At 44.3% G+C, this 20,912-nt stretch carries 14 protein-coding genes; 4 read left to right on the top strand and 10 right to left on the bottom strand.

Features of this window, described 5'->3' with window-relative positions:
* Positions 1–676: 676 nt before the first annotated feature.
* Together V7K50_RS28090 and V7K50_RS28085 are read left to right on the top strand one after the other, a co-directional pair.
* Complete coding sequence (locus tag V7K50_RS28090; RefSeq protein WP_334965896.1) at positions 677–2,854, top strand: Rne/Rng family ribonuclease; 2,178 nt, start codon at positions 677–679, stop codon at positions 2,852–2,854.
* Between the two features lie 8 nt (positions 2,855–2,862).
* On the top strand, positions 2,863–3,519 hold the full coding sequence (locus V7K50_RS28085; protein ID WP_334965895.1) for a ribonuclease HII: 657 nt from the start codon (positions 2,863–2,865) through the stop codon (positions 3,517–3,519).
* Positions 3,520–3,527: 8 nt separating this feature from the next.
* Here V7K50_RS28085 and V7K50_RS28080 read toward each other — a convergent pair whose 3' ends face one another.
* Positions 3,528–4,115: a DUF1997 domain-containing protein gene (locus V7K50_RS28080; RefSeq protein ID WP_334965893.1), complete on the bottom strand. Its 588-nt coding sequence runs from the start codon at positions 4,113–4,115 to the stop codon at positions 3,528–3,530.
* A gap of 317 nt (positions 4,116–4,432) precedes the next feature.
* On the opposite strand from V7K50_RS28080, the gene pheA reads away from it, so the two are divergent.
* Positions 4,433–5,314, top strand: a complete 882-nt coding sequence (gene pheA, locus V7K50_RS28075; RefSeq protein ID WP_334965891.1) for a prephenate dehydratase — start codon at positions 4,433–4,435, stop codon at positions 5,312–5,314.
* A 122-nt stretch (positions 5,315–5,436) separates the two neighbouring features.
* Here the strand turns inward: pheA and V7K50_RS28070 are convergent, their stop codons facing one another.
* The 9 genes from V7K50_RS28070 to V7K50_RS28030 form a co-directional block, all read right to left on the bottom strand.
* The gene (locus V7K50_RS28070; protein WP_334965889.1) at positions 5,437–6,084 is read right to left on the bottom strand and encodes an LON peptidase substrate-binding domain-containing protein; all 648 of its coding nucleotides are present in this window, start codon (positions 6,082–6,084) and stop codon (positions 5,437–5,439) included.
* Between the two features lie 190 nt (positions 6,085–6,274).
* Positions 6,275–6,592 (bottom strand): 30S ribosomal protein S10, encoded by a 318-nt coding sequence (gene rpsJ / locus V7K50_RS28065; RefSeq protein ID WP_008232935.1) that lies wholly within the window; start codon positions 6,590–6,592, stop codon positions 6,275–6,277.
* A gap of 179 nt (positions 6,593–6,771) precedes the next feature.
* Positions 6,772–8,001, bottom strand: a complete 1,230-nt coding sequence (gene tuf, locus V7K50_RS28060) for an elongation factor Tu (RefSeq protein ID WP_334965887.1) — start codon at positions 7,999–8,001, stop codon at positions 6,772–6,774.
* A 23-nt stretch (positions 8,002–8,024) separates the two neighbouring features.
* Positions 8,025–10,103, bottom strand: a complete 2,079-nt coding sequence (gene fusA / locus V7K50_RS28055; RefSeq protein WP_334965885.1) for an elongation factor G — start codon at positions 10,101–10,103, stop codon at positions 8,025–8,027.
* A 137-nt stretch (positions 10,104–10,240) separates the two neighbouring features.
* Positions 10,241–10,711: a 30S ribosomal protein S7 gene (gene rpsG, locus V7K50_RS28050; protein ID WP_094331156.1), complete on the bottom strand. Its 471-nt coding sequence runs from the start codon at positions 10,709–10,711 to the stop codon at positions 10,241–10,243.
* A gap of 524 nt (positions 10,712–11,235) precedes the next feature.
* Positions 11,236–11,619 carry a 30S ribosomal protein S12 gene (rpsL, locus tag V7K50_RS28045; protein WP_045868172.1) on the bottom strand — a complete coding sequence of 128 codons (384 nt, stop codon included), beginning with the start codon at positions 11,617–11,619 and terminating at the stop codon, positions 11,236–11,238.
* A 103-nt stretch (positions 11,620–11,722) separates the two neighbouring features.
* Positions 11,723–12,055: a HesB/IscA family protein gene (locus V7K50_RS28040; protein ID WP_334965916.1), complete on the bottom strand. Its 333-nt coding sequence runs from the start codon at positions 12,053–12,055 to the stop codon at positions 11,723–11,725.
* A 255-nt stretch (positions 12,056–12,310) separates the two neighbouring features.
* Positions 12,311–12,730: a cupin domain-containing protein gene (locus V7K50_RS28035; RefSeq protein WP_334802202.1), complete on the bottom strand. Its 420-nt coding sequence runs from the start codon at positions 12,728–12,730 to the stop codon at positions 12,311–12,313.
* A gap of 254 nt (positions 12,731–12,984) precedes the next feature.
* Positions 12,985–15,039 (bottom strand): phosphodiester glycosidase family protein, encoded by a 2,055-nt coding sequence (locus V7K50_RS28030; protein WP_442944674.1) that lies wholly within the window; start codon positions 15,037–15,039, stop codon positions 12,985–12,987.
* A gap of 779 nt (positions 15,040–15,818) precedes the next feature.
* Here V7K50_RS28030 and V7K50_RS28025 point away from each other — a divergent pair.
* The gene (locus V7K50_RS28025) at positions 15,819–20,576 is read left to right on the top strand and encodes a glutamate synthase-related protein (protein WP_334965881.1); all 4,758 of its coding nucleotides are present in this window, start codon (positions 15,819–15,821) and stop codon (positions 20,574–20,576) included.
* Positions 20,577–20,912 lie beyond the last annotated feature (336 nt).

The following is a 20,912-nucleotide window of genomic DNA, read 5'->3' as shown; positions in this document are numbered from 1 at the left end:
AGCTTCTCTAAATCCATGCTTTTTAAACAACTGCTGAATGTCTAATCCACGTAGTGCCCACGAGCTAGTGCATTACTTTTTTAGAGTTGAAGCACTACTGTTGGTTATACCAACTTGTAGAAGTTCACAGACGCGGAAGGCGAGGCTTGTCTTAGGCTAGAGCGGCTCAAGGCAGGATGGCTACTGGCGCTGCTGAGTATAACCCTAAGATAAATCCGGGGAATGGAAAATAGAAATAGTTTCTTTTTCTTAACGAATTCAGTAGGTTACTCTCAAATAAAGCGTCCTGAGTTAAAATTCTTACTCAGGATTTAGAACTTTCAACTCAGAACTCTCAAGATTTGAGGGTATTGCATCACAAATCAACCACGGACGGTTGATTAACGGTTGATTTAATTTCTTAAACGATATGCAGCCGTTCTCGAATCATCAGCAGTGGAAATGCTCTTAAGAGCGCCAATAGCTATTTAACTTAGAAGCTCAGATTGACGATTTTTATTACCAGTAGCGCCTTTTGAGGGTTGTGAGGGCAGCAAAAGTATAATATCAAACCGATAAAACACTGATAATTCAAACTGAGGCGGAGACGCGGGTAGTTTTGAAATATAAGTAATTAACCGGATTTGATACAACAAACCTCAAACCTGTAAGTGCTGCCAATTTTTGAGGAAATTGAATGCCAAAACAAATTATCATTGCGGAGCAGCACCAAATTGCTGCAGTTTTTTCTGAAGATCAAATACAGGAACTCGTTGTTGCTACGGGTCATCATCAAATAGGTGATATCTACTTAGGAGTAGTAGAAAACGTATTGCCTGGGATAGATGCGGCTTTTGTCAATATTGGCGATCCAGAGCGAAACGGTTTTATTCACGTCACCGACTTGGGGCCATTGAAGCTCAAACGTACCGCAGCCGCAATTACAGAACTACTAGCACCACAGCAGAAAGTTTTGGTGCAAGTAATGAAAGAGCCAACGGGGACAAAAGGCCCCAGGCTCACAGGTAATATCACCTTACCTGGACGCTACGTAGTACTAATGCCCTATGGTCGGGGCGTAAATTTATCCCGACGAATTAAAAGTGAAAGTGAGCGCAACCGCTTGCGGGCACTGGCGATTTTGGTAAAGCCGGCGGGAATGGGTTTGCTCGTGCGTACAGAAGCCGAAGGCAAACCCGAAGAAGCGATTATGGAAGATTTGGAATTGCTGCAAAAGCAATGGGAGGCCATTCAGCAGGAAGCCCATTCCACCCGCGCTCCAGCACTGCTCAACCGAGACGATGACTTTATCCAGCGCGTATTGCGAGATATGTACGGCGCGGATGTAAATCGGATTGTTGTGGATTCTAGTACTGGTTTGAAGCGCGTGAAACAGTACTTGCAGAATTGGAGTGGCGGTCAAACACCGCAGGGATTGTTGATTGACCATCACCGCGATCGCTCCCCAATTTTAGAGTATTTCCGCATCACTGCCGCCATTAGAGAAGCCCTAAAACCCAGAGTGGACTTACCTTCTGGAGGTTACGTCATCATCGAGCCGACAGAGGCATTAACCGTAATCGATGTTAACTCAGGTTCCTTCACGCGATCGGCAACAGCTAGAGAAACAGTTTTGTGGACAAACTGCGAAGCTGCAACCGAAATCGCTCGCCAATTGCGTCTGCGGAATATCGCTGGGGTGATTGTCGTTGATTTTATTGATATGGAATCACGACGTGACCAACTACAAGTTCTCGAACACTTTAATAAAGGACTCAAAGCAGACAAAGCTCGTCCCCAGATTGCCCAACTCACCGAACTAGGTTTAGTAGAATTGACCCGCAAACGTCAGGGTCAAAATATTTACGAATTATTTGGTGAAACTTGCCCCACCTGTGGCGGTTTAGGACATACTGTGCGTCTCCCTGGAGAAATCGAAAACCGATTACCAATACCGGCAGAGACACCAGACCGTGAGCGTTTTGTATCCCTACCTCACCGAGAACCACGTCAGCCATCTGCCCGTACCCCGGAACCACGAGAAACTTATGATGGATTTGGGGAAGCATTTGATGGCGACCCAGAATTGAGTAACCTAAATCTGATCAATCATCCTAGTTATCAAGAGCTTAATGATAAGCGTCGTACCCGCACTCGCCGCAGTCGAATTGGTGTCAATGGCTTAAATGGGAAAGATGAAACTCGGATTGTTCCCAATCCCCTGACTTTTGTCAATGAGCCAGATTTAGATATTGATGTAGAACCAGAAATAGGAGTTGCACCAGAGATCCCCTCACCAACCCTTGGAAAACCAGGTTGGAGTGAAAGAGCAGAGCGGACTAAAGTTATCAAGGCAGACCCAATCAAACCAGTGGTAGAACCACCGGAAATTAGAACTGTAGAAATGAGCCTCCAAGAACAGGATATGTTTGCCTTGATGGGAATATCTCCCTTGGTGAAGTTAGAGCAAGAGGTTAAAAATACCAAGTCTGTGATTATTAATGTGATTCAGCCTGGCCAATTGCCAACTACCCCAACAGAATCAACCTCAGAATCAACTATTGTCCAAAAAGCAATACCTGAAATAACCCCTATTGTCCAAAAAGCAACACCTGAAATAACCACTATTGCTCAAAAAGCAATACCTGAAATAACTGCAAGCAAAATACCCACACCAAAAGTTATTGAAGCAGAACAAAAATCTTTGATCGAAGAGACAACCGAAGCATCGGAGTTGACTGTGAATCCTTCGGGACGCTTGGCGGCAAAAGCCGTCGCCAACGAGAGTGCCGATGAAAGTGAAGCTGAAGCTAATAGCAGCGCTACTGCCAGTCGTCGCCGTCGTCGTCGTTCCTCTGCGATCGAGGATAATTAGTTTCCTTTATGGTAGAAACATCGCCGGCATCCTTGGAACAATCTAGTTGGCTAGAGTTTTCTACCTTCTCAGGGATTCCAGGGTTGCTTGCAGGTGTAGATGAAGTCGGGCGAGGTGCTTTATTTGGTCCTGTGGTGGCGGCAGCAGTGATCCTACCAGATCACGCTTTGCCAATACTGATGGCAGCTAAAATTAAAGACAGTAAAAAGTTGTCTAGTTCTCGTAGAACTCAGCTAGCACAGCAAATTTGTGAGCTAGCTATAGACTGGAAAATTGGGTTTGCTTCCACTGCTGAAATTGACAAGATAAATATTTTGCAAGCGACGCTGTTAGCAATGAAGCGGGCTGTGCTGAAGTTAAAGGTACAGCCTGCCCTCTGTTTGATTGATGGCAATCAGTTAATCAAAGATTTGCTATTGCCACAACATACAATAGTCAAAGGAGACGAGCGATCACTCGCTATTGCCTCTGCTAGTATTGTTGCTAAGGTTTGGCGTGACGATCTAGTAATGCGTCTAGCATTAAAATACCCTATGTACAACCTGGAGTGTAACAAGGGTTATGGTAGCCAGCGCCATTTGCTGGCTTTGCAACAATACGGGTCTTCGCCCCTGCATCGTCAGTCTTTTCGTCCTTGCCAAATCAAACTACCAAATGCTGACTGATGAAATAATTACTCAGCATTCAAGATTGGTAATTCAGTACTATCACCGTCAAGTCCTCTATCTTTGGTTTGTGATATCACCCAGTAGCGATAATCCGCCAAAAGTTGATTTAATAACCTTTGTTTAACTGACAACAGTACGCTTTTGAGCAAACCATTGCCAGTAGCTTCTAAAATTGGCTTAGGAGTGAAGGAAAATGGCGGGGGGAAATCCACCAGCACTTCTAAATCAGCCCTTCCTTGCAGGCGAGTGCCAGTGCTAAACTCTTTCGGAGACAAATACCCTTTTAAATTGAGAGCAAAGCGCTGGTTAATATACTCGAAACCCAAGATTTCACAGCCTAGCGATCGCAAATAAATTATTCCATTTGATTCTGCCCAGACTCTCATATCCACAGTAGGTTGAATACTTAGTGACATAAAAGTTAGCGGACGCATTTTCAAGCGAAATACTTCCTCAGAAAGCTGCTGAATCCGGCTATTGTCAACCAAAGCCTTAACCAGACGTTGAGGCTGACGCAAGTATTGCTGAATGGGAATAGGCTGCTCTGGAACAGCTATTTCAACCGATTGGGAGGCAGTGAACCGGGTAGCCATGAGCGGGTAAAAGTATCTTTCTTCTTAATTTTAATATTTTTTAACAAGTTATATCTAATTACAGAAAAGTATATAGTTTATTCACTATGAAAATTATAGTTGCTTATTAGCTATACATTATTAGCAAAAAGTTGTTACGCTCGTTATTATCTTCACTTTCAGAAAGTCTAGATTAAAAATTAAGCCTTGACAAAACGCTATAAATATGCAGGAAAAATTGTAGAAACTAATATAGTTTATCTTAAATCTTCAGAGGGATTTAATGAAAAAGTTGCCCAGAAATTTGACAGTGAAACTATCAACTCAAGGTTAAAGGCATGACTATATTGATCGCACATTTAGGTCCACCCGGCACTTACACGGAACAAGCAGCTGCTTTTTATATCAACTGGCTGGGCACAAGTATGGGAGTTGAAGCTACATTATGCTTATGCCCCTATCCCACCATATCCCAATCACTGCATGCGGTTGCCGATGGTCATGCCCACTTCGCTGTTGTGCCAGTGGAAAATTCTATTGAAGGGAGTGTCACCACAACACTGGATACACTTTGGCAGTTGGACAGTTTGCGAATTCAGTTGGCTTTAGTATTACCTATTGCCCATACATTAATTTCTTGTGCGCCTAATTTAGATAGCATTAAAACTATTTATTCTCACCCACAAGCTTTGGCACAATGTCAGGGATGGTTAGAGCGGTTTCTCCCAACTGTACAAATTATTCCCAGCAATTCAACAACCGAGGCACTACAGGGATTAGAGCAAGAAACAACAGCAGCAGCGATCGCTTCTAGTAGAGCTGCTCAATTATACAACTTGCCGATACTTGCTAGTGGTATCAACGACAATCCAGAAAACTTTACTCGTTTTTGGGTAGTAAGTCAGGGTGAAATGAAGGCTGGATACCAGACATCAAAAGTGCCTACCAGTCATACATCCTTGGCTTTTAGTATGCCTGCTAACACACCTGGAGCATTAGTCAAACCTTTGCAAATATTTGCTCAACGAGGGATTAACCTCAGCCGGATTGAATCTCGTCCGACGAAGCGATCGCTAGGCGAATATTTATTTTTCATGGATTTAGAAGCAGATGCCAACGAAGCACAAATGCAATCTGCTTTAGCAGAGTTAACTATCCACACAGAAATTTTAAAAATTCTTGGCGCTTACAATGTTTTGCCGATTAGCGCTGTTACTTGAGAAGTTAGGATTTAAGAGTTATAAGTTATCAGTTAGGGGATATCAATTATAAGTTGTCAATGTTTTATTTTTTGTTATTTTTTCCTAACTTCTCACTCCTCATAATTTTAACTCCCAACTCCTCACTTTTCACTAAATGTGTCTTTGAGAACAGCGCGAGCTGCCAAGTGATTCCGAGTAGAAGTTAAAATTTCTGCTTCCCGCTCTAGACGAGTTACAGTATCTTGCATTTCTAGCAATAATTGCTGCTCTGCGGCGACACCATAAAGATTACTAGCTACCCAATAAGATAACTCTGTTGGTAGATCAGGCAAATCTTCTGGCAATTCGATATTTTGTTCGGTTAATTTAGCTGACAGACGCACAACATCTCGCAGTAGCTGTTCTACTTCAGTTGATAAAGGTCGTAAATCTTTAGTTGGTGGTTGGTCTTCTATCCACTCCACTAAGCCAACGCGGTATGGCTTTTCACGAACATACTCTAATACACGAAATCTTTGCTGCCCTAAACTCATCATCTTGATCCGATCATCTGGCAGCCTTTGATGATGAATGATTTCGGCACAGCAACCAGTGTTTGCAATTGTACCTTTGACTGGATCGAACATCAAAACACCGAACCTGCGATCGCTCTCCAAAATCGTGTTCATCATGATTCGGTAGCGAAATTCAAAGATGTGCAGGGGTAATGGCCTGGTAGGAAACAGAACTACTTCGGGTAACGGGAACAGAGGTAGTTCACGAACTGCAATTTTAGAAGATGATGTCATTGTTACTTTGGTATAAACTTAATCTTTAAAATTTCTTTTTCTCTGCTTTTCCCGCACTTTCCCTACATTCTATCATTTGTTTACTAGCTAAATAAAAGCCCTGAGATATATTTCTTCAGGGCTATGTAAATATTCATACTAACGTCATTTGTCATTTATCCTTTGCTAATGACGAATGACTAATAACTAATTAAAGTTTGACTTCAATATCTACACCCGATGGTAGATCCAATTTCATCAAGGCATCTATAGTCTTAGAAGAGGGCTGGTAAATGTCAATAATCCGGCGATGAGTACGGGTTTCAAAGTGTTCCCGTGAATCTTTATCTACGTGAGGCGATCGCAGCACACAATAGATCCGGCGTTTTGTTGGTAAAGGAATTGGGCCTATAGCTGTAGCGTTGGTGCGGTTAGCTGTGTCTACAATCTTCTCGCAAGATGTATCTAATAAGCGTCTGTCAAAGGCTTGTAAGCGAATTCTAATCTTTTGCTGCTGTAGAGTTGCCATCTTTAATTTTCCAGGTTCTGCGTAATTAGGGGAGTATTTACAGGTTAAAGGTTACAGGGTAAAGGTTACAGAAAACTCTCAACTGTCCCCTGTAACCTATTACCTTATTTATAGAGGGAAGAGAAAGGAGCAGAGAGGAATTATACCATCTCTGCTCCTTTGTTATGAGCGAAAAGGTGCTACTTGATAATTTTGGAGACGACACCAGCACCGATGGTGCGGCCACCTTCGCGGATAGCGAAGCGCATTCCTTGTTCAATAGCGATCGCGTTGATCAATTCAACTGTCATCTTGATGCGATCGCCTGGCATTACCATTTCTACTTCTTTACCTTCATCAGAGGTATAGGCTTTGATGGTACCAGTTACATCGGTTGTCCGTACATAGAACTGGGGACGGTAGCCAGCGAAAAATGGAGTCTTGCGACCACCTTCTTTTTCTGTTAGGACGTATACTTCACCTTCAAATTCCAGGTGAGGTTTAATTGAATTTGGTTTGGCAATTACCATACCCCGTTCAATATCAGCCTTCTGGATACCCCGGAGTAGTACACCGGCGTTATCTCCAGCCATACCTTGGTCAAGACTCTTCTTGAACATTTCAATACCAGTTACGGTAGTGGCTTTAGTATCTCTGATACCCACTAGTTCAACGTTATCGCCAACTTTGACAATACCCCGCTCAATCCGACCAGTGGCGACAGTACCACGACCTGTAATTGAGAACACGTCTTCTACAGCCATCAGGAAGGGTTTATCAACATCCCGCTCAGGAGTGGGGATGTAAGAATCTACAGCATCCATCAGTTCATAGATTTTGTCTACCCAGGGATTTTCACCGCGTTTGGTCTTGGGATTCTTGGTCATTGCTTCTAGAGCTTGCAGACCAGAGCCTTTGACGATGGGGATGTCGTCACCAGGAAAATCGTAGCTGCTTAACAGTTCTCTAAGTTCTAGTTCCACTAGTTCCAGGAGTTCTGGGTCATCCATCAAGTCTTCTTTGTTCAAGAAGACAACCAGACTGGGAACGCCTACCTGTTTTGCCAACAGAATGTGTTCGCGGGTTTGGGGCATAGGTCCATCGGTAGCAGCTACTACAAGGATTCCTCCGTCCATCTGGGCAGCACCGGTGATCATGTTCTTCACATAGTCAGCGTGTCCTGGACAGTCTACGTGAGCATAGTGCCGACTTTCGGTTTCATACTCTACGTGAGCGGTATTGATGGTAATACCCCGTGCCTTTTCTTCTGGAGCATTATCAATTTGGTCGTAGCCCTTAGCTACAGCTTGACCCATAGCTGCCAAGGTCATGGTGATGGCTGCTGTCAAGGTAGTTTTACCGTGGTCAACGTGGCCAACTGTACCGATATTAATGTGGGGTTTATTCCTTTCAAACTTTGCGCGTGCCATGAATGCTCATTTCCTTATTTTAACTAAGCGTTCCCTTTGCTTTTTGCAATGATAGTTTCAGCTACGCTGCGAGGCACCTCTTCGTAGTGGCTGAACTCCATAGTGAAGATACCCCGACCTTGCGTTTTTGAACGGATATCAGTGGCGTAGCCAAACATGGTCGCTAGTGGAACTTTGGATGCGACCTTAGCGATTCCCTGTTCAGTGCTTTGGCTTTCAATCTGCCCTCGGCGGGAGATGAGGTCGCCAATGACGTTCCCGATATAGTCTTCAGGAACTTCAACTTCAACTTTCATCATAGGCTCTAAGAGGACGGGTGAAGCTTTCAGCACAGCCTCTTTCATCGCCATTGAGCCAGCGATTTTGAAAGCCATTTCCGAAGAGTCTACATCGTGGTATGACCCATCAATTAGCGTCGCTTTGACGTCAATTAAGGGATACCCAGCTAGTACACCGGATTCGCAGCTTTCTTTCATTCCTTGTTCTGCAGGACCAACGTACTCTTTAGGTACTGTACCGCCGGCAATTTTGGACACGAATTCAAAGCCAGTACCGGGTTCTCCAGGCTCCAAATTGATCACAACGTGACCATATTGACCTTTACCACCACTCTGGCGGATGAATTTGCCCTCAACTTTGTTCACAGCTTTCCGAATTGTTTCTCGGTAAGCTACTTGCGGCGCACCTACATTCGCTTCCACCTTGAATTCTCGTAACATCCGGTCTACTAGAATTTCTAGGTGTAGCTCTCCCATCCCCGCGATCACGGTTTGGTTTGTTTCGGGATCGACGCGGACACGGAAGGTGGGGTCTTCTTCTGAGAGAGATTGCAGAGCCTTGGATAGTTTATCCATGTCGTTCTTGGTTTTGGGTTCAACCGCCACCGAGATTACAGGTTCAGGAATGAATAGGGATTCCAGAATTACTGGCGATGCATCATCACAGAGGGTGTCACCTGTCAAGGTATCTTTCAATCCCAGAGCTGCTCCCAAATCACCCGCTCGCAGCTCATCGACATCTTGCCGATCATCTGCCTTCATGAGAACTAAGCGGGAAATCCGTTCTTTTTTATTCTTACTAGCGTTGAGAACGTAGCTGCCCTTTTTCAGGACACCAGAATAAACACGAACAAATGTCAGGCGACCGTAAGGGTCAGCCATAATCTTGAATGCCAGAGCCGCTAGGGGTTCGTTGTCATCAGCCCGCCGCTCAATAGCATCGCCATTGGGTAGTAAGCCTTGAATTGGCGGTACTTCACTTGGCGCTGGCAGGTAATCGACAACTGCATCCAGCATCAACTGCACGCCTTTGTTTTTGAATGCCGAACCACAAAGTACTGGTACAATTGTCCCCGCAATTGTGCCTTTACGCAGGGCAGTCCGAACTTCCTGTTCTGTAAGTTCTTCGCCCTCGAAGTACTTAGCCATCAGAGCATCATCGGTTTCTGCCGCAGCTTCTATTAGCTTGGTGCGGAATTCTTTTACCTGCTCTTGTAATTCTTCCGGGATATCTGTTTCCTGGATATCGGTTCCTTGGTCATTAGCGTAAATATACGCACGTTGTCCTACTAGGTCAACGATACCTTGGAAGTCGTTCTCACTACCAATTGGTAGTTGAATAGCGATCGCATTTGCCCGCAGGCGATCGCGAATTTGCTCGTGAACTCTATAAAAGTTCGCTCCGGTGCGATCCATCTTGTTGATAAAGGCGATCCGAGGAACTTTGTAACGTTCTGCTTGACGCCACACTGTCTCAGACTGCGGTTGCACGCCGCCCACAGAACAAAATACGGCGATTACACCATCCAACACGCGCATGGAACGCTCAACTTCAATTGTGAAGTCTACGTGACCTGGAGTATCGATAATGTTAATTTGATGATCTTTCCAACTGGTACTGATAGCAGCAGCAGTAATGGTAATTCCCCGCTCCCGCTCCTGCTCCATCCAGTCTGTGACGGCAGTTCCTTCATGAACTTCGCCAATTTTATGAATTATCCCAGAGTAAAATAATATTCTCTCTGTTGTTGTTGTTTTGCCCGCATCTATATGCGCCGCAATACCAATGTTGCGTACTTTATCTAGCGGGATCGTGCGTGCCACAGCTACCTCCTATAGTTTTTGCCTCATGATATCTTGTATATTACTCTTTGTTAAGATTCTATACTTTTACGGAAAACCGTCTTTTTTTGTAAATCCCCGATATACCGCTTCGGCAAGGCGATATATCGCTTTTCTACTTAATAACGATAGTGTGCAAATGCCTTGTTAGCTTCCGCCATCCGGTGCGTTTCTTCGCGTTTGCGAATGGCATTACCAGTTTCGTTGGCAGCATCCATTAACTCATTTGCCAATTTGCTTGCCATTGTCCGGCCTGGTCTAGACCGGGAATATTGCACTAACCAACGCAGTGCTAGGGTAGTGCCCCGTTCTGTACGCACTTCCATTGGTACTTGGTAGGTTGCTCCACCAACTCGCCGAGCTTTTACTTCTACTAAAGGCGTGGCATTTCGCACTGCTCTTTCAAAGGTTTCTAAAGCACCGTTACCAGTGCGTTCCTCAATAGTTTTTAATGCTTCATAAACAATCCGTGCGGCAAGGGATTTCTTGCCATGACGCATGATCCGTCTGATAATCATGCTCACAAGGCGACTGTTATATACAGAGTCAGACGGAACTGGGCGCCTTTGAATAACACCACGACGAGACATACTTCACCTTTAATTCGGAATTGGCAACGAAATTATATGCTATCAGACACCGGAAACTAAAAGTGGTAGAACCCAACCCTCAGACTTCCTCAATTTTTTTCGACCGTTGCAGCAAGGCTGACTTATTGACTGCCAATTTTTGATTTTGGATTTTTAATTTTGGATTAAAAGTTTTCGGTATATATTTCGACCACAGGGGTCAGAAAAATCAAAAATCTGTTAAGCCTCATCCACTTCTGGGTTCGACCAATCCAAAATCGCAAATCTCAAATCTCAAATTGTTTGACTTGCTACCTACAACTAAATACTCAAGGCGACAAGATTATAAACTTTAATGTCCAGATGAGAATTATGCTGTTAGTTACAGCTTTCTCTTCAGAACCTCTACACTTGCTCGCTTAGTGTAGCTTGCTTGATTTTTTTGAAACAGACATAACTGCTGTTAGAACACAGGCGGCGATGGTTTTTTGCAGCGCTTTTAAGGTAGACGATTAATCGTGTTGGCTGCGATTAATCGCCTGATCCTATTTTTTCGCTGCTTTAGGACGCTTGGTTCCATACTTGGAACGGCCTTGTTTGCGATCTTTGACTCCGGCTGTATCTAGGGTGCCACGGATAATGTGGTATCTCACGCCTGGTAGATCCTTAACCCGACCGCCACGAATCATCACAACTGAGTGTTCTTGTAAGTTGTGACCAATGCCTGGAATGTAAGCTGTAACTTCAAATCCAGAGGTAAGTCTGACTCTTGCTACTTTGCGTAGGGCTGAGTTAGGCTTTTTTGGTGTGGTCGTGTAAACTCTGGTACAAACTCCCCGACGTTGGGGACATTGCTTCAGAGCGGGTGACTTGGTTTTCTGACGCGCTTGTTCGCGCTCATTTCGTATTAGCTGCTGTATTGTTGGCATGAGTTACAGCGCGTAAAGCTGCTTATGGTCTAAGTTTTAACAAATCCTAATTATATCTTTTTTTACGGCTTTATGTCAATTGTCATTTCTCATGGTTTTTTGCTCAATGACTTATACTTATAGAGAAGGAATTGCCACAGCCACAGGTTGCGATCGCCTGGGGGTTGTGGAAGCGAAAACCACCACCCATTAAGTCTTCTGAATAATCCACCCTCAAACCGTTGAGGTAATTTAAGCTTGCGGCATCTATGACTACTTGAATCTCATCCAAATCGAAAACCTGGTCGCCAACTTTTATTGCTTCATCGAAGGACATATCATAAAATAACCCGGAACAGCCACCTAGTTTTACTGCCAATCGAAACAATACATTTGGCTGCTGCTTGGACTTTATTCGCCCAATCTCACTTGCTGCTGCTTGACTCAGATGAATCATGGAACTCGTTTTTTGCAATTGAATACCCCATCTTTCATTTTACAGATGGGTTGACCCTCGCTTGTGCAAAATTCCAAATCACCGAAGGCATGAGCGCGATCGCTATTACTACATTTATAACACTAATATGCTTCAGTCCCCACCTTAGCTAGGTAGGGACTTCTGGGGTGCAATATTTCCCAAAGACGCTTTGCACAAAAATGCATTTGGTTTTGCGATTAAAGCCTTTAGAGCTTTAATATGGTTCTTTTCGTTTTAATCCTTAGTACGGGCATAGTCATCTTGGTAGCGAATAATATCATCTTCGCCCAAGTATTCGCCATTTTGCACTTCAATCAATACCAAGGGGATCACGCCAGGATTCTCTAAACGATGAGATGTACATTGGGGTACATAGGTTGATTCGTTATTGCTCAATAGTACTTCTTGCTCACCACAAGTTACCCTAGCTGTACCAGATACGACAATCCAATGTTCGCTGCGGTGGTGGTGCATTTGTAGACTGAGGCGGTGTCCGGGCTTAACTTCGATGCGCTTAATTTTGTATCCGCGCCCTTCTTCCAAAACTGTAAAGGCACCCCAAGGACGCAATTCAGTTGCAGCAACGCCCCTGGAAGTTATGTTTGGAGGCAGGTGTAGAGTTTCAGTCTGTGTAGTTTCTTGATATCGAGCCATAGTTACCTCATTTGGAGACATAACAAACCGTTGGTACTCTTAACTATTGATAAAAAATTTGGCGCTATCTTGCAACTTTGAAAATTAGCAATTGTGTTGCACCTTGATAAACATAGCAAAATCAGACGTTATGGTGTAAATCATCACTACTAAAAATACTATGTCTACACCAACTCTTCATCAAGCAAAATGACAGCTTGTTCTAAACTTTAAAAAGTGACTGGGGGCTGGAGATTAAGTTTTTTTCTATTACCTCATTTTCGTGGTTGCAGGAAAATACCAATTCCGTTATGAACACGAGCTGCTGTACTAGGCAATCGGTCGAGTAGTTGCCCTCCTAAGTAAAGGCTGGTTGAACTACCACCATCCAAATTTAGGGCATCCACACAGCCCATGAGTTGCATCAATTGGGCGTGTTCTGCCAAATTTGGCCCATAACCCCCTACACGATTATGTGTGGCAGTAATCATTAGTGTGCCTGTTGTCGTTGTGCAAATACCGCTACGAATAGCTTTTTCGGCAATAAAGGCATTGCTGAATTTTTCGCTTTTGGCATCAAGGACAATTTGACGGTTTTGGACTAATAGTGGACCCGCTCCGATAATGTGGGGATAACGACTAAAATCAGTGGGAGCAGTGGTGCTGGAAATACTTACCGTGCTTCCAATAGGTAGCTGTGAGGCGGCACTAATAGCGTTGGCGCGTAAGGTTAGCAGGTAGCCATCCTGGGGAATGGGAACCACAATACCACCAACTTTACCACCTGGTAACTGTTCAGTAATTTGGTCTTTCTCTACCACTAGAATAATTTCGTTATCCGTCAGAGGCGTATAAGTTGATCCCCAAGCTGGGGTGTAACGAGCAATACCACTTTGGATGTAGCCACTGTTAAGAAACAGAATCGGTAAGCGCTGGTTATTTGCTGTGATTAAAGTTTCTTCTAAGGTGAGACGACCGAAGTAAAATTGGCCTGAATCATTCCAAGCGATCGCACCTCGATTTAAAATAGGGCCTGATAACCACTGATTATCCCGACGAATCGCACCCAATGGCAATCTATTATTGCGGTTAAAATAACCACCATTAATCCCAGCTACTGCTAAGTAACGTTGTGCTGTTTGAATTAAGGGAGCAGTACCCGCAAGCCCATCAGGACTAGCCCACATCGGCTTCAAAGTTAACCCAAATTTGCGGGGATTAACTTCTAACCAGACCACCGGAAAGCGTTCTGTGCCTAAATTGACATAATGCTGTCGCCAGCGCAATCCAGGTGCCCAAGTAATATCCCGCTCTTCTAGAGGATCGGGTCGAATATCGATAATCAGGCGATTGGGATTATCTACAGTGCTAACTTGAGGCGATAGACCAAAGGGAACGCTCAGATGAATAATCGTTTGGTTTTTCACCACCTCCACTTGTTGAATCAGTGTTTGGGGGGCTGGTGGTATTGGTTCTGTTGGTGTAGCTGGTAATAATTGTTTGAGCAGGTTTGGCAGCAATGCTGGTGGTGCTGCTGGTGGCTGGGGGGTATAGCGTTCGATCAAAACAGGATCAGCGATTCCATCCAGGGTAACTGTCCACTCTCGATTTGGCGGTGTAGTGGGTTTGGGAGTTGGCGTATCTGGATCAGAGGATGAACTTTGGGGTTTGGCGATCGCTGACCCTTGTGCAACTTGCCAGGGTGTTGGATGATCTAAATCTACAAGAATGCGAGCCTGTTGCAAAGGGGCACTCGCCTCTGGAGGTTGCTGGCTCTGAACAATATTTGTGATTTGCGCTTTTGGGGTAGCAATTACTAAGGTGTTGCCATTGGCTTGGATTTGCCATCCAGATGTTTGGGCAAAATTAGTAATATCCAAATAGCGATATGCTCCTAATAGTCTGGCGGCTAACACTTGTGGCGTTGTCACCGAGGAAAACCACTGTATCGGTTGCCTCACCCAATTACTACTGTTTAAGAAATTTATTCCAATTAATTGTCTGAATGCCCCGTCACTAAGATTAGTTGTCACTTGACCAGATTTTCCAGGTCGCTGTAACCAAGTTCCTGGTAAAGTACGTCCATTGAGGGAAATTTGATTACCAGAGGATGCCACACCTGGTAAAGGAGGTGCAGGTGACTGTGAGGTTAACGTGGGTATTAAATTGGTGGTTTTCGGGGACTCCTGGGCGTTGAGAGGATAGGTAGTAATTAAACACAGGGCTGTCAAAAGTATTGGTGACACAGTAGCCCGAAAAAACTTGCGATGCCTGCGGTGGGCGGAGCGATCGCTAATCCCTGATTGGCAAAAATTTGGCATTTTTACCATATTTTACTAGGTAATGAATGAAAACTATCACCCAAGGTATAAACTAACTAATTATTTGGAAATATAAAAATAACATGAGTTTGTTTTTAAATAAATATGGTATTATATATATTGGCTAGTTGTCTCTTTTAAGCATAAACCACCAATTTAGAAGCTAAAGCCATTGCAATAAAGTGTTTTAATCGGCACTAATTCTAACCACAACATACACGGTAGCTTTGGCCAGCAAAACTGGATTAAGATATTTAATCCTCACGGAACCTTGCTACTGTTGCTACTTCAGTTGGGTGTAGTTAGTAGTAATATATGTGGTAAGTGGTAAACACCAAAACTATAGACAACAACAAAAATATTTGGGAATTGTCAAATGGGTATATATTGTAATACGCTGATTTTATTGCTGAATCAGGATGATTTCGGCTTTAAAACATAGTACAGCGTTAAGTTTTAGTTTTGTTTCAGGTGAGCCGAAATAGGCTCTATGAGTAACTAGCGTGCATCTGGAAAAAGGGGATTGAGAAAATACTTAGCTTCACAATATAAAAAAGAAACTGTCAGGGCAAAAATAATGTCTTGGCGGAGGTAAGTTGTCTGAGACCGCATAAATACATAAGCAATACGCAACTATTTTAACACGGGTGAACTAATAAAGTAAAACCGAAGTTAAAATTTTTTTTCCCTAAATTTCGGTGCTTATATATATTATCCACAGCGAAATTTAGAAGTTTTTTCCCGTAAGTAGTGGCAAAATTGGTAACTCAATACTTCAGGAACAGGGTATGAATAATAAACCGATGAATCAAGACCAGAAAATCACGGCGGATATCAACTCAAGAGATACCTATCAGGGGCAAAAGTGGTTAGTAGAGGAACGAGATGCCTGTGGTGTAGGTTTTATTGCTCATCGCCAGAATCATACCAGCCACGAAATTGTCGAAAAAGCCTTAGCTGCTTTAACCTGCTTAGAACACCGGGGAGGTTGTAGCGCCGATCAAGACTCTGGTGATGGTGCTGGAGTATTGACAGCAATACCTTGGGAATTGTTCCAACAAGACTTTCACCAAAGGGGTAAGGAATTTCCATCCACCAATAATATAGCTGTGGGGATGATATTTCTCCCACAAGACCAAGAAGCTGCACAAAAAGCTAGGGCGACTGTTGAGCAAGTAGCTGCTGAAGAAAAATTAATTGTACTGGGATGGCGAGTAGTGCCAGTGCAATCTGATTTACTGGGGGTACAAGCCAGAGAAAATCAACCCCAGATTGAACAAGTTTTGTTAGCTTCTGTTGAGAAAAGCGGCGATGAATTGGAACGGCAGTTGTACATTACCCGCCGCCGAATTAGTAAAGTTGCAACCAAAATCTCAGAAGAATTTTATATCTGCTCGTTGTCAAGTCGGACAATTGTCTACAAAGGGATGGTGCGTTCCGCCGTCTTGGGCAATTTTTATGACGATTTAAAAAATCCAGCTTATAAAACTGCCTTTGCTGTCTATCACCGCCGTTTTAGTACCAACACGATGCCCAAGTGGCCTCTAGCCCAACCAATGCGGTTTTTGGGCCACAACGGCGAAATCAATACCTTATTGGGTAACATCAACTGGATGATGGCACGAGAAGCTAGCCTGAATCATCCAGTATGGGGCGATCGCATCCAGGAACTTAAACCATTAGTTCACATTGATAACAGCGACTCAGCTACCCTAGACAATGTAGTGGAATTGCTGGTTTGCTCTGGACGCAGCCCCTTGGAAGCTTTAATGATTATGGTTCCAGAGGCTTATCAAAATCAGCCTTCTTTACGTGAATCTCCAGAAATTGTTGCTTTCTACGAATATTACAGTGGTTTACAAGAAGCTTGGGATGGGCCAGCACTTTTAGTATTCAGCGATGGCAAAAAAGTTGGTGCGACTCTAGATCGTAATGGTTTAAGACCAGCTCGTTACTTGATCACCAAAGACGACTACATTGTTGTAGCTTCCGAAGCTGGTGTAGTGGAATTCCCAGAAGCCGATATTGTCGAGAAAGGTAGACTCGGCCCAGGGCAAATGATTGCTGTGGATTTAGAAAACCATGAAGTGCTGAAAAATTGGGATATAAAGGGGCGCATCGCCAAGCAGCACCCTTATGGGGAATGGCTACAAGAGTACCGTCAAGAACTCAAAGAAATTGTCAGTAGTCAAGATGGTAATGGAAATGGACATCTGGCTGCTGAAAATGGTAATGGGCATAGTAAGAAAATTGAGAAGGAAACCTTGCTTCAGCGTCAAACCGCCTTTGGCTACACCACAGAAGATGTAGACATGGTGATTAAAGAAATGGCGAAGCTTGGTTCAGAGCCAACTTTCTGCATGGGGGATGATATTCCTTTAGCAGTGCTGTCAACAAAACCTCACCTGCTTTATGACTATTTCAAACAGCGCTTTGCTCAGGTGACGAACCCGGCGATCGATCCCCTGCGGGAAAAGCTGGTAATGTCTCTGAAAGTCGAACTGGGTGAACGGGGTAACTTATTAGAACCCAAGCCAGAATATGCTCGGAGATTGAAGCTGGAATCGCCAGTATTAACGGATACTGAATTAGAGGCGATTAAGCTGTCAGGATTTGCCACAGCAGAGTTGTCAACTCTATTTGCGATCGCCGACGGCCCAGAAGGATTGAAAGCAGCTGTGCAGTCTTTACAAGCACAAGCTGCTGAATCAGTCCGGGCAGGGGCAAGGATTTTAATCTTAAGCGACCAGATCCCCCCAACCCACGCCAGTTGCTTCAAGTCGGCAGAGCCGCCCAACGCACTGGCTCCCCTTATTAATGGGGGCAATGAAGGAATCAGTACAGAATATACTTACATTCCTCCCTTATTAGCAGTGGGTGCGGTGCATCACCATCTGATTCGTGAAGGGCTGCGAATGAAAACATCCCTGATTGTCAATACTGCTCAATGCTGGAGTACCCATCACTTTGCTTGTCTGATTGGCTATGGTGCTGGTGCAGTTTGTGCGTATATGGCTTTAGATACAGTGCGTGATTGGTGGTCTGATCCCGGAACTCAAAAAAATTTAGTGGGGTTGCAAAAAACTCCAACCCTCACCCTAGAACAAGCTTTAGGCAACTATCGCAAAGCAGTAGAGTCAGGTTTGCTAAAAATTCTCTCCAAAATGGGAATTTCTCTGCTCTCTAGCTATCAAGCAGCCCAAATCTTTGAAGCTATTGGCATCGGTGGAGATTTAATCGAGCTAGGATTCCGTGGTACGACTTCCCGCATCGGGGGTTTGAGTGTGAGCGATCTGGCAGATGAAGTGCTTTCCTTCCACAGCAAGGCTTTCCCGGAATTTACGACCAATAGGTTAGAAAACCTGGGCTTTGTGCAGTACCGCGCTCGCGGCGAGTACCACATGAATAGCCCAGAAATGGTTAGGGCGCTGCATAAAGCTCTAGATGGCAAAAACTACGACCACTACGAAGTTTACAAAAAGCACCTGCAAGGTAGACCAGTAACGGCTTTGCGGGACTTACTAGACTTCCAAGGTGATGCGCCGCCAGTTCCTCTCGAAGAAGTGGAATCGGTATATGAAATTGTCAAACGCTTCTGCACTGGTGGGATGTCTTTAGGCGCTTTGTCAAGAGAAGCCCATGAAACTTTAGCGATCGCCATGAATCGCATTGGCGGTAAATCAAATTCTGGAGAAGGTGGCGAAGATCCAGTGCGCTATACAGTTTTAGATGATGTAGACGAGTCTGGCCACTCGCCAACCCTACCTCATTTAAAAGGATTGCGGAATGGTGATCAAGCTTATAGTGCCATTAAACAAGTTGCATCGGGACGCTTTGGTGTCACGCCAGAATACCTAGTCAACGCCAAACAAATTGAAATCAAAATCGCCCAAGGCGCCAAGCCTGGGGAAGGTGGACAACTACCAGGACCAAAAGTCAGCCAATACATTGCCATGTTAAGGCGCTCCAAAGCAGGTGTAACGCTGATTTCGCCACCACCGCACCACGATATTTATTCCATTGAAGACCTAGCGCAACTGATTTTTGATCTGCACCAAATTAATCCCAAAGCAAAGGTGTCGGTGAAGCTAGTTTCAGAAGTTGGCATTGGCACGATCGCGGCTGGTGTAGCTAAGGCAAACGCTGATATTATCCAGATTTCTGGACATGATGGTGGTACAGGTGCATCGCCACTCAGTTCAATTAAACATGCGGGTTCACCTTGGGAACTGGGATTAACTGAAGTGCATCGCGTTTTGATGGAAAATAGCCTGCGCGATCGCGTGATTTTACGCGTAGATGGCGGACTCAAGAGTGGCTGGGATGTGGTAATAGGTGCATTGATGGGTGGTGAAGAATTCGGTTTCGGCTCCATTGCCATGATTGCCGAAGGCTGTATCATGGCGCGTATCTGCCACCTAAATACTTGCCCTGTGGGTGTTGCTACTCAGAAAGAAGAACTGCGTAAGCGGTTTACAGGAATACCAGAACAAGTTGTCAACTTCTTCTACTTCATTGCCGAAGAAGTGCGTAGTTTGTTAGCCGGACTTGGCTACCGTTCTTTATCAGAAATCATTGGACGTGCAGATTTGTTAAAACTGCGCCAAGATGCAAAACTTACCAAAACGCGATCGCTGAATCTTGACTGTTTACTTCAGCTACCAAATAGTAAAGACAATCGTAGCTGGTTGGTGCATGAAGAAGTCCACAGCAACGGCGTGGTTTTAGATGACAAGTTCCTGGCCGATCCTGACATTCAGACTGCCATTAGGGATCAGTCCACTGTTACTAAGACTTACCCCATTGTCAATACTGACAGAACAGTGGGTACAAGATTAGCAGGTGCGATCGCTTCCCAATACGGTGACAGTGGCTTTGAAGGACAAATTAATCTCAACTTCACAGGCAGTGTTGGGCAAAGCTTTGGTGCTTTCAACCTCCCCGGCATAATTTTGAGCCTGGAAGGAGAGGCAAACGACTACGTAGGTAAAGGGATGCATGGTGGTGAAATCATCATCAAACCTCCAACTGATGCTACCTATAACGCATCACAAAATGTGATAGTTGGCAATACCTGCCTCTATGGTGCTACTGGTGGGATCTTATTTGCCAACGGTTTAGCAGGAGAGCGCTTTGCTGTGAGAAACTCCAAAGGCATAGCAGTGATTGAAGGTGCTGGGGATCACTGCTGCGAATACATGACAGGTGGTGTGGTTGTCGTCCTCGGCAAAGTAGGACGTAACGTAGCAGCTGGAATGACTGGAGGATTGGCATACTTCTTGGATGAAGACGACTCATTTCGTGAGTTAGTCAACCCGGAAATTGTCAAAATGCAGCGAGTAATTACAGAAGTAGGTGCAAAGCAACTGCAAGAGTTAATCCAAACTCATGCGGAACGCACTGGTTCACCAAAGGCGAAGAAAATTCTGCAAAACTGGCAAGAATTTTTGCCGAAATTCTGGCAGTTGGTTCCACCTTCTGAAGCTGATAGCCCCGAAGCTAATCCTGAAAAAATAGCTGAGTTTAATTTAGTAACTACTCATTAGACATCGGAATCAAAATCACGTAGGCACAATTCACAAATTGTGTCTACCAATAATTTTCGGCAAGAAAAATTCAATGTATAGGTTGAAATATTAGCGCCGACTTTCTTATAGCGTTTCCTAATCACATGAGGTAAGCTAAAAAACATTTAATTTGCATAACCCTTATTAAATATAACTCTTGTGGGGTGGGCATCCTGCCCGCCCAGTATATGCAAGTTTATTTGTGGAACAGCTTACATCATAGCCCCCTCTTTGCTTGCGGGGAGGGGGTTGGGGGTGGGGTTCTTGTACTTCATTTAACTGAGAAATGTTATAAGTCTTTTCTTGCTAACTGAA

The organism is Nostoc sp., assembly GCF_036917135.1.
Lineage (GTDB): Bacteria > Cyanobacteriota > Cyanobacteriia > Cyanobacteriales > Nostocaceae > Nostoc.
This window is presented reverse-complemented; position numbering and strand designations above follow the sequence as displayed.

What these genes read in the sequence shown, in the direction of transcription:
- V7K50_RS28090 (WP_334965896.1), top strand. Translation starts at nt 677, where the DNA reads ATGCCAAAACAAATTATCATTGCGGAGCAGCACCAAATTGCTGCAGTT.
- V7K50_RS28085 (WP_334965895.1), top strand. Translation starts at nt 2,863, where the DNA reads ATGGTAGAAACATCGCCGGCATCCTTGGAACAATCTAGTTGGCTAGAG.
- V7K50_RS28080 (WP_334965893.1), bottom strand. Translation starts at nt 4,115, where the DNA reads ATGGCTACCCGGTTCACTGCCTCCCAATCGGTTGAAATAGCTGTTCCA.
- pheA (WP_334965891.1), top strand. Translation starts at nt 4,433, where the DNA reads ATGACTATATTGATCGCACATTTAGGTCCACCCGGCACTTACACGGAA.
- V7K50_RS28070 (WP_334965889.1), bottom strand. Translation starts at nt 6,084, where the DNA reads ATGACATCATCTTCTAAAATTGCAGTTCGTGAACTACCTCTGTTCCCG.
- rpsJ (WP_008232935.1), bottom strand. Translation starts at nt 6,592, where the DNA reads ATGGCAACTCTACAGCAGCAAAAGATTAGAATTCGCTTACAAGCCTTT.
- tuf (WP_334965887.1), bottom strand. Translation starts at nt 8,001, where the DNA reads ATGGCACGCGCAAAGTTTGAAAGGAATAAACCCCACATTAATATCGGT.
- rpsG (WP_094331156.1), bottom strand. Translation starts at nt 10,711, where the DNA reads ATGTCTCGTCGTGGTGTTATTCAAAGGCGCCCAGTTCCGTCTGACTCT.
- rpsL (WP_045868172.1), bottom strand. Translation starts at nt 11,619, where the DNA reads ATGCCAACAATACAGCAGCTAATACGAAATGAGCGCGAACAAGCGCGT.
- V7K50_RS28040 (WP_334965916.1), bottom strand. Translation starts at nt 12,055, where the DNA reads ATGATTCATCTGAGTCAAGCAGCAGCAAGTGAGATTGGGCGAATAAAG.
- V7K50_RS28035 (WP_334802202.1), bottom strand. Translation starts at nt 12,730, where the DNA reads ATGGCTCGATATCAAGAAACTACACAGACTGAAACTCTACACCTGCCT.
- V7K50_RS28030 (WP_442944674.1), bottom strand. Translation starts at nt 15,039, where the DNA reads ATGGTAAAAATGCCAAATTTTTGCCAATCAGGGATTAGCGATCGCTCC.
- V7K50_RS28025 (WP_334965881.1), top strand. Translation starts at nt 15,819, where the DNA reads ATGAATAATAAACCGATGAATCAAGACCAGAAAATCACGGCGGATATC.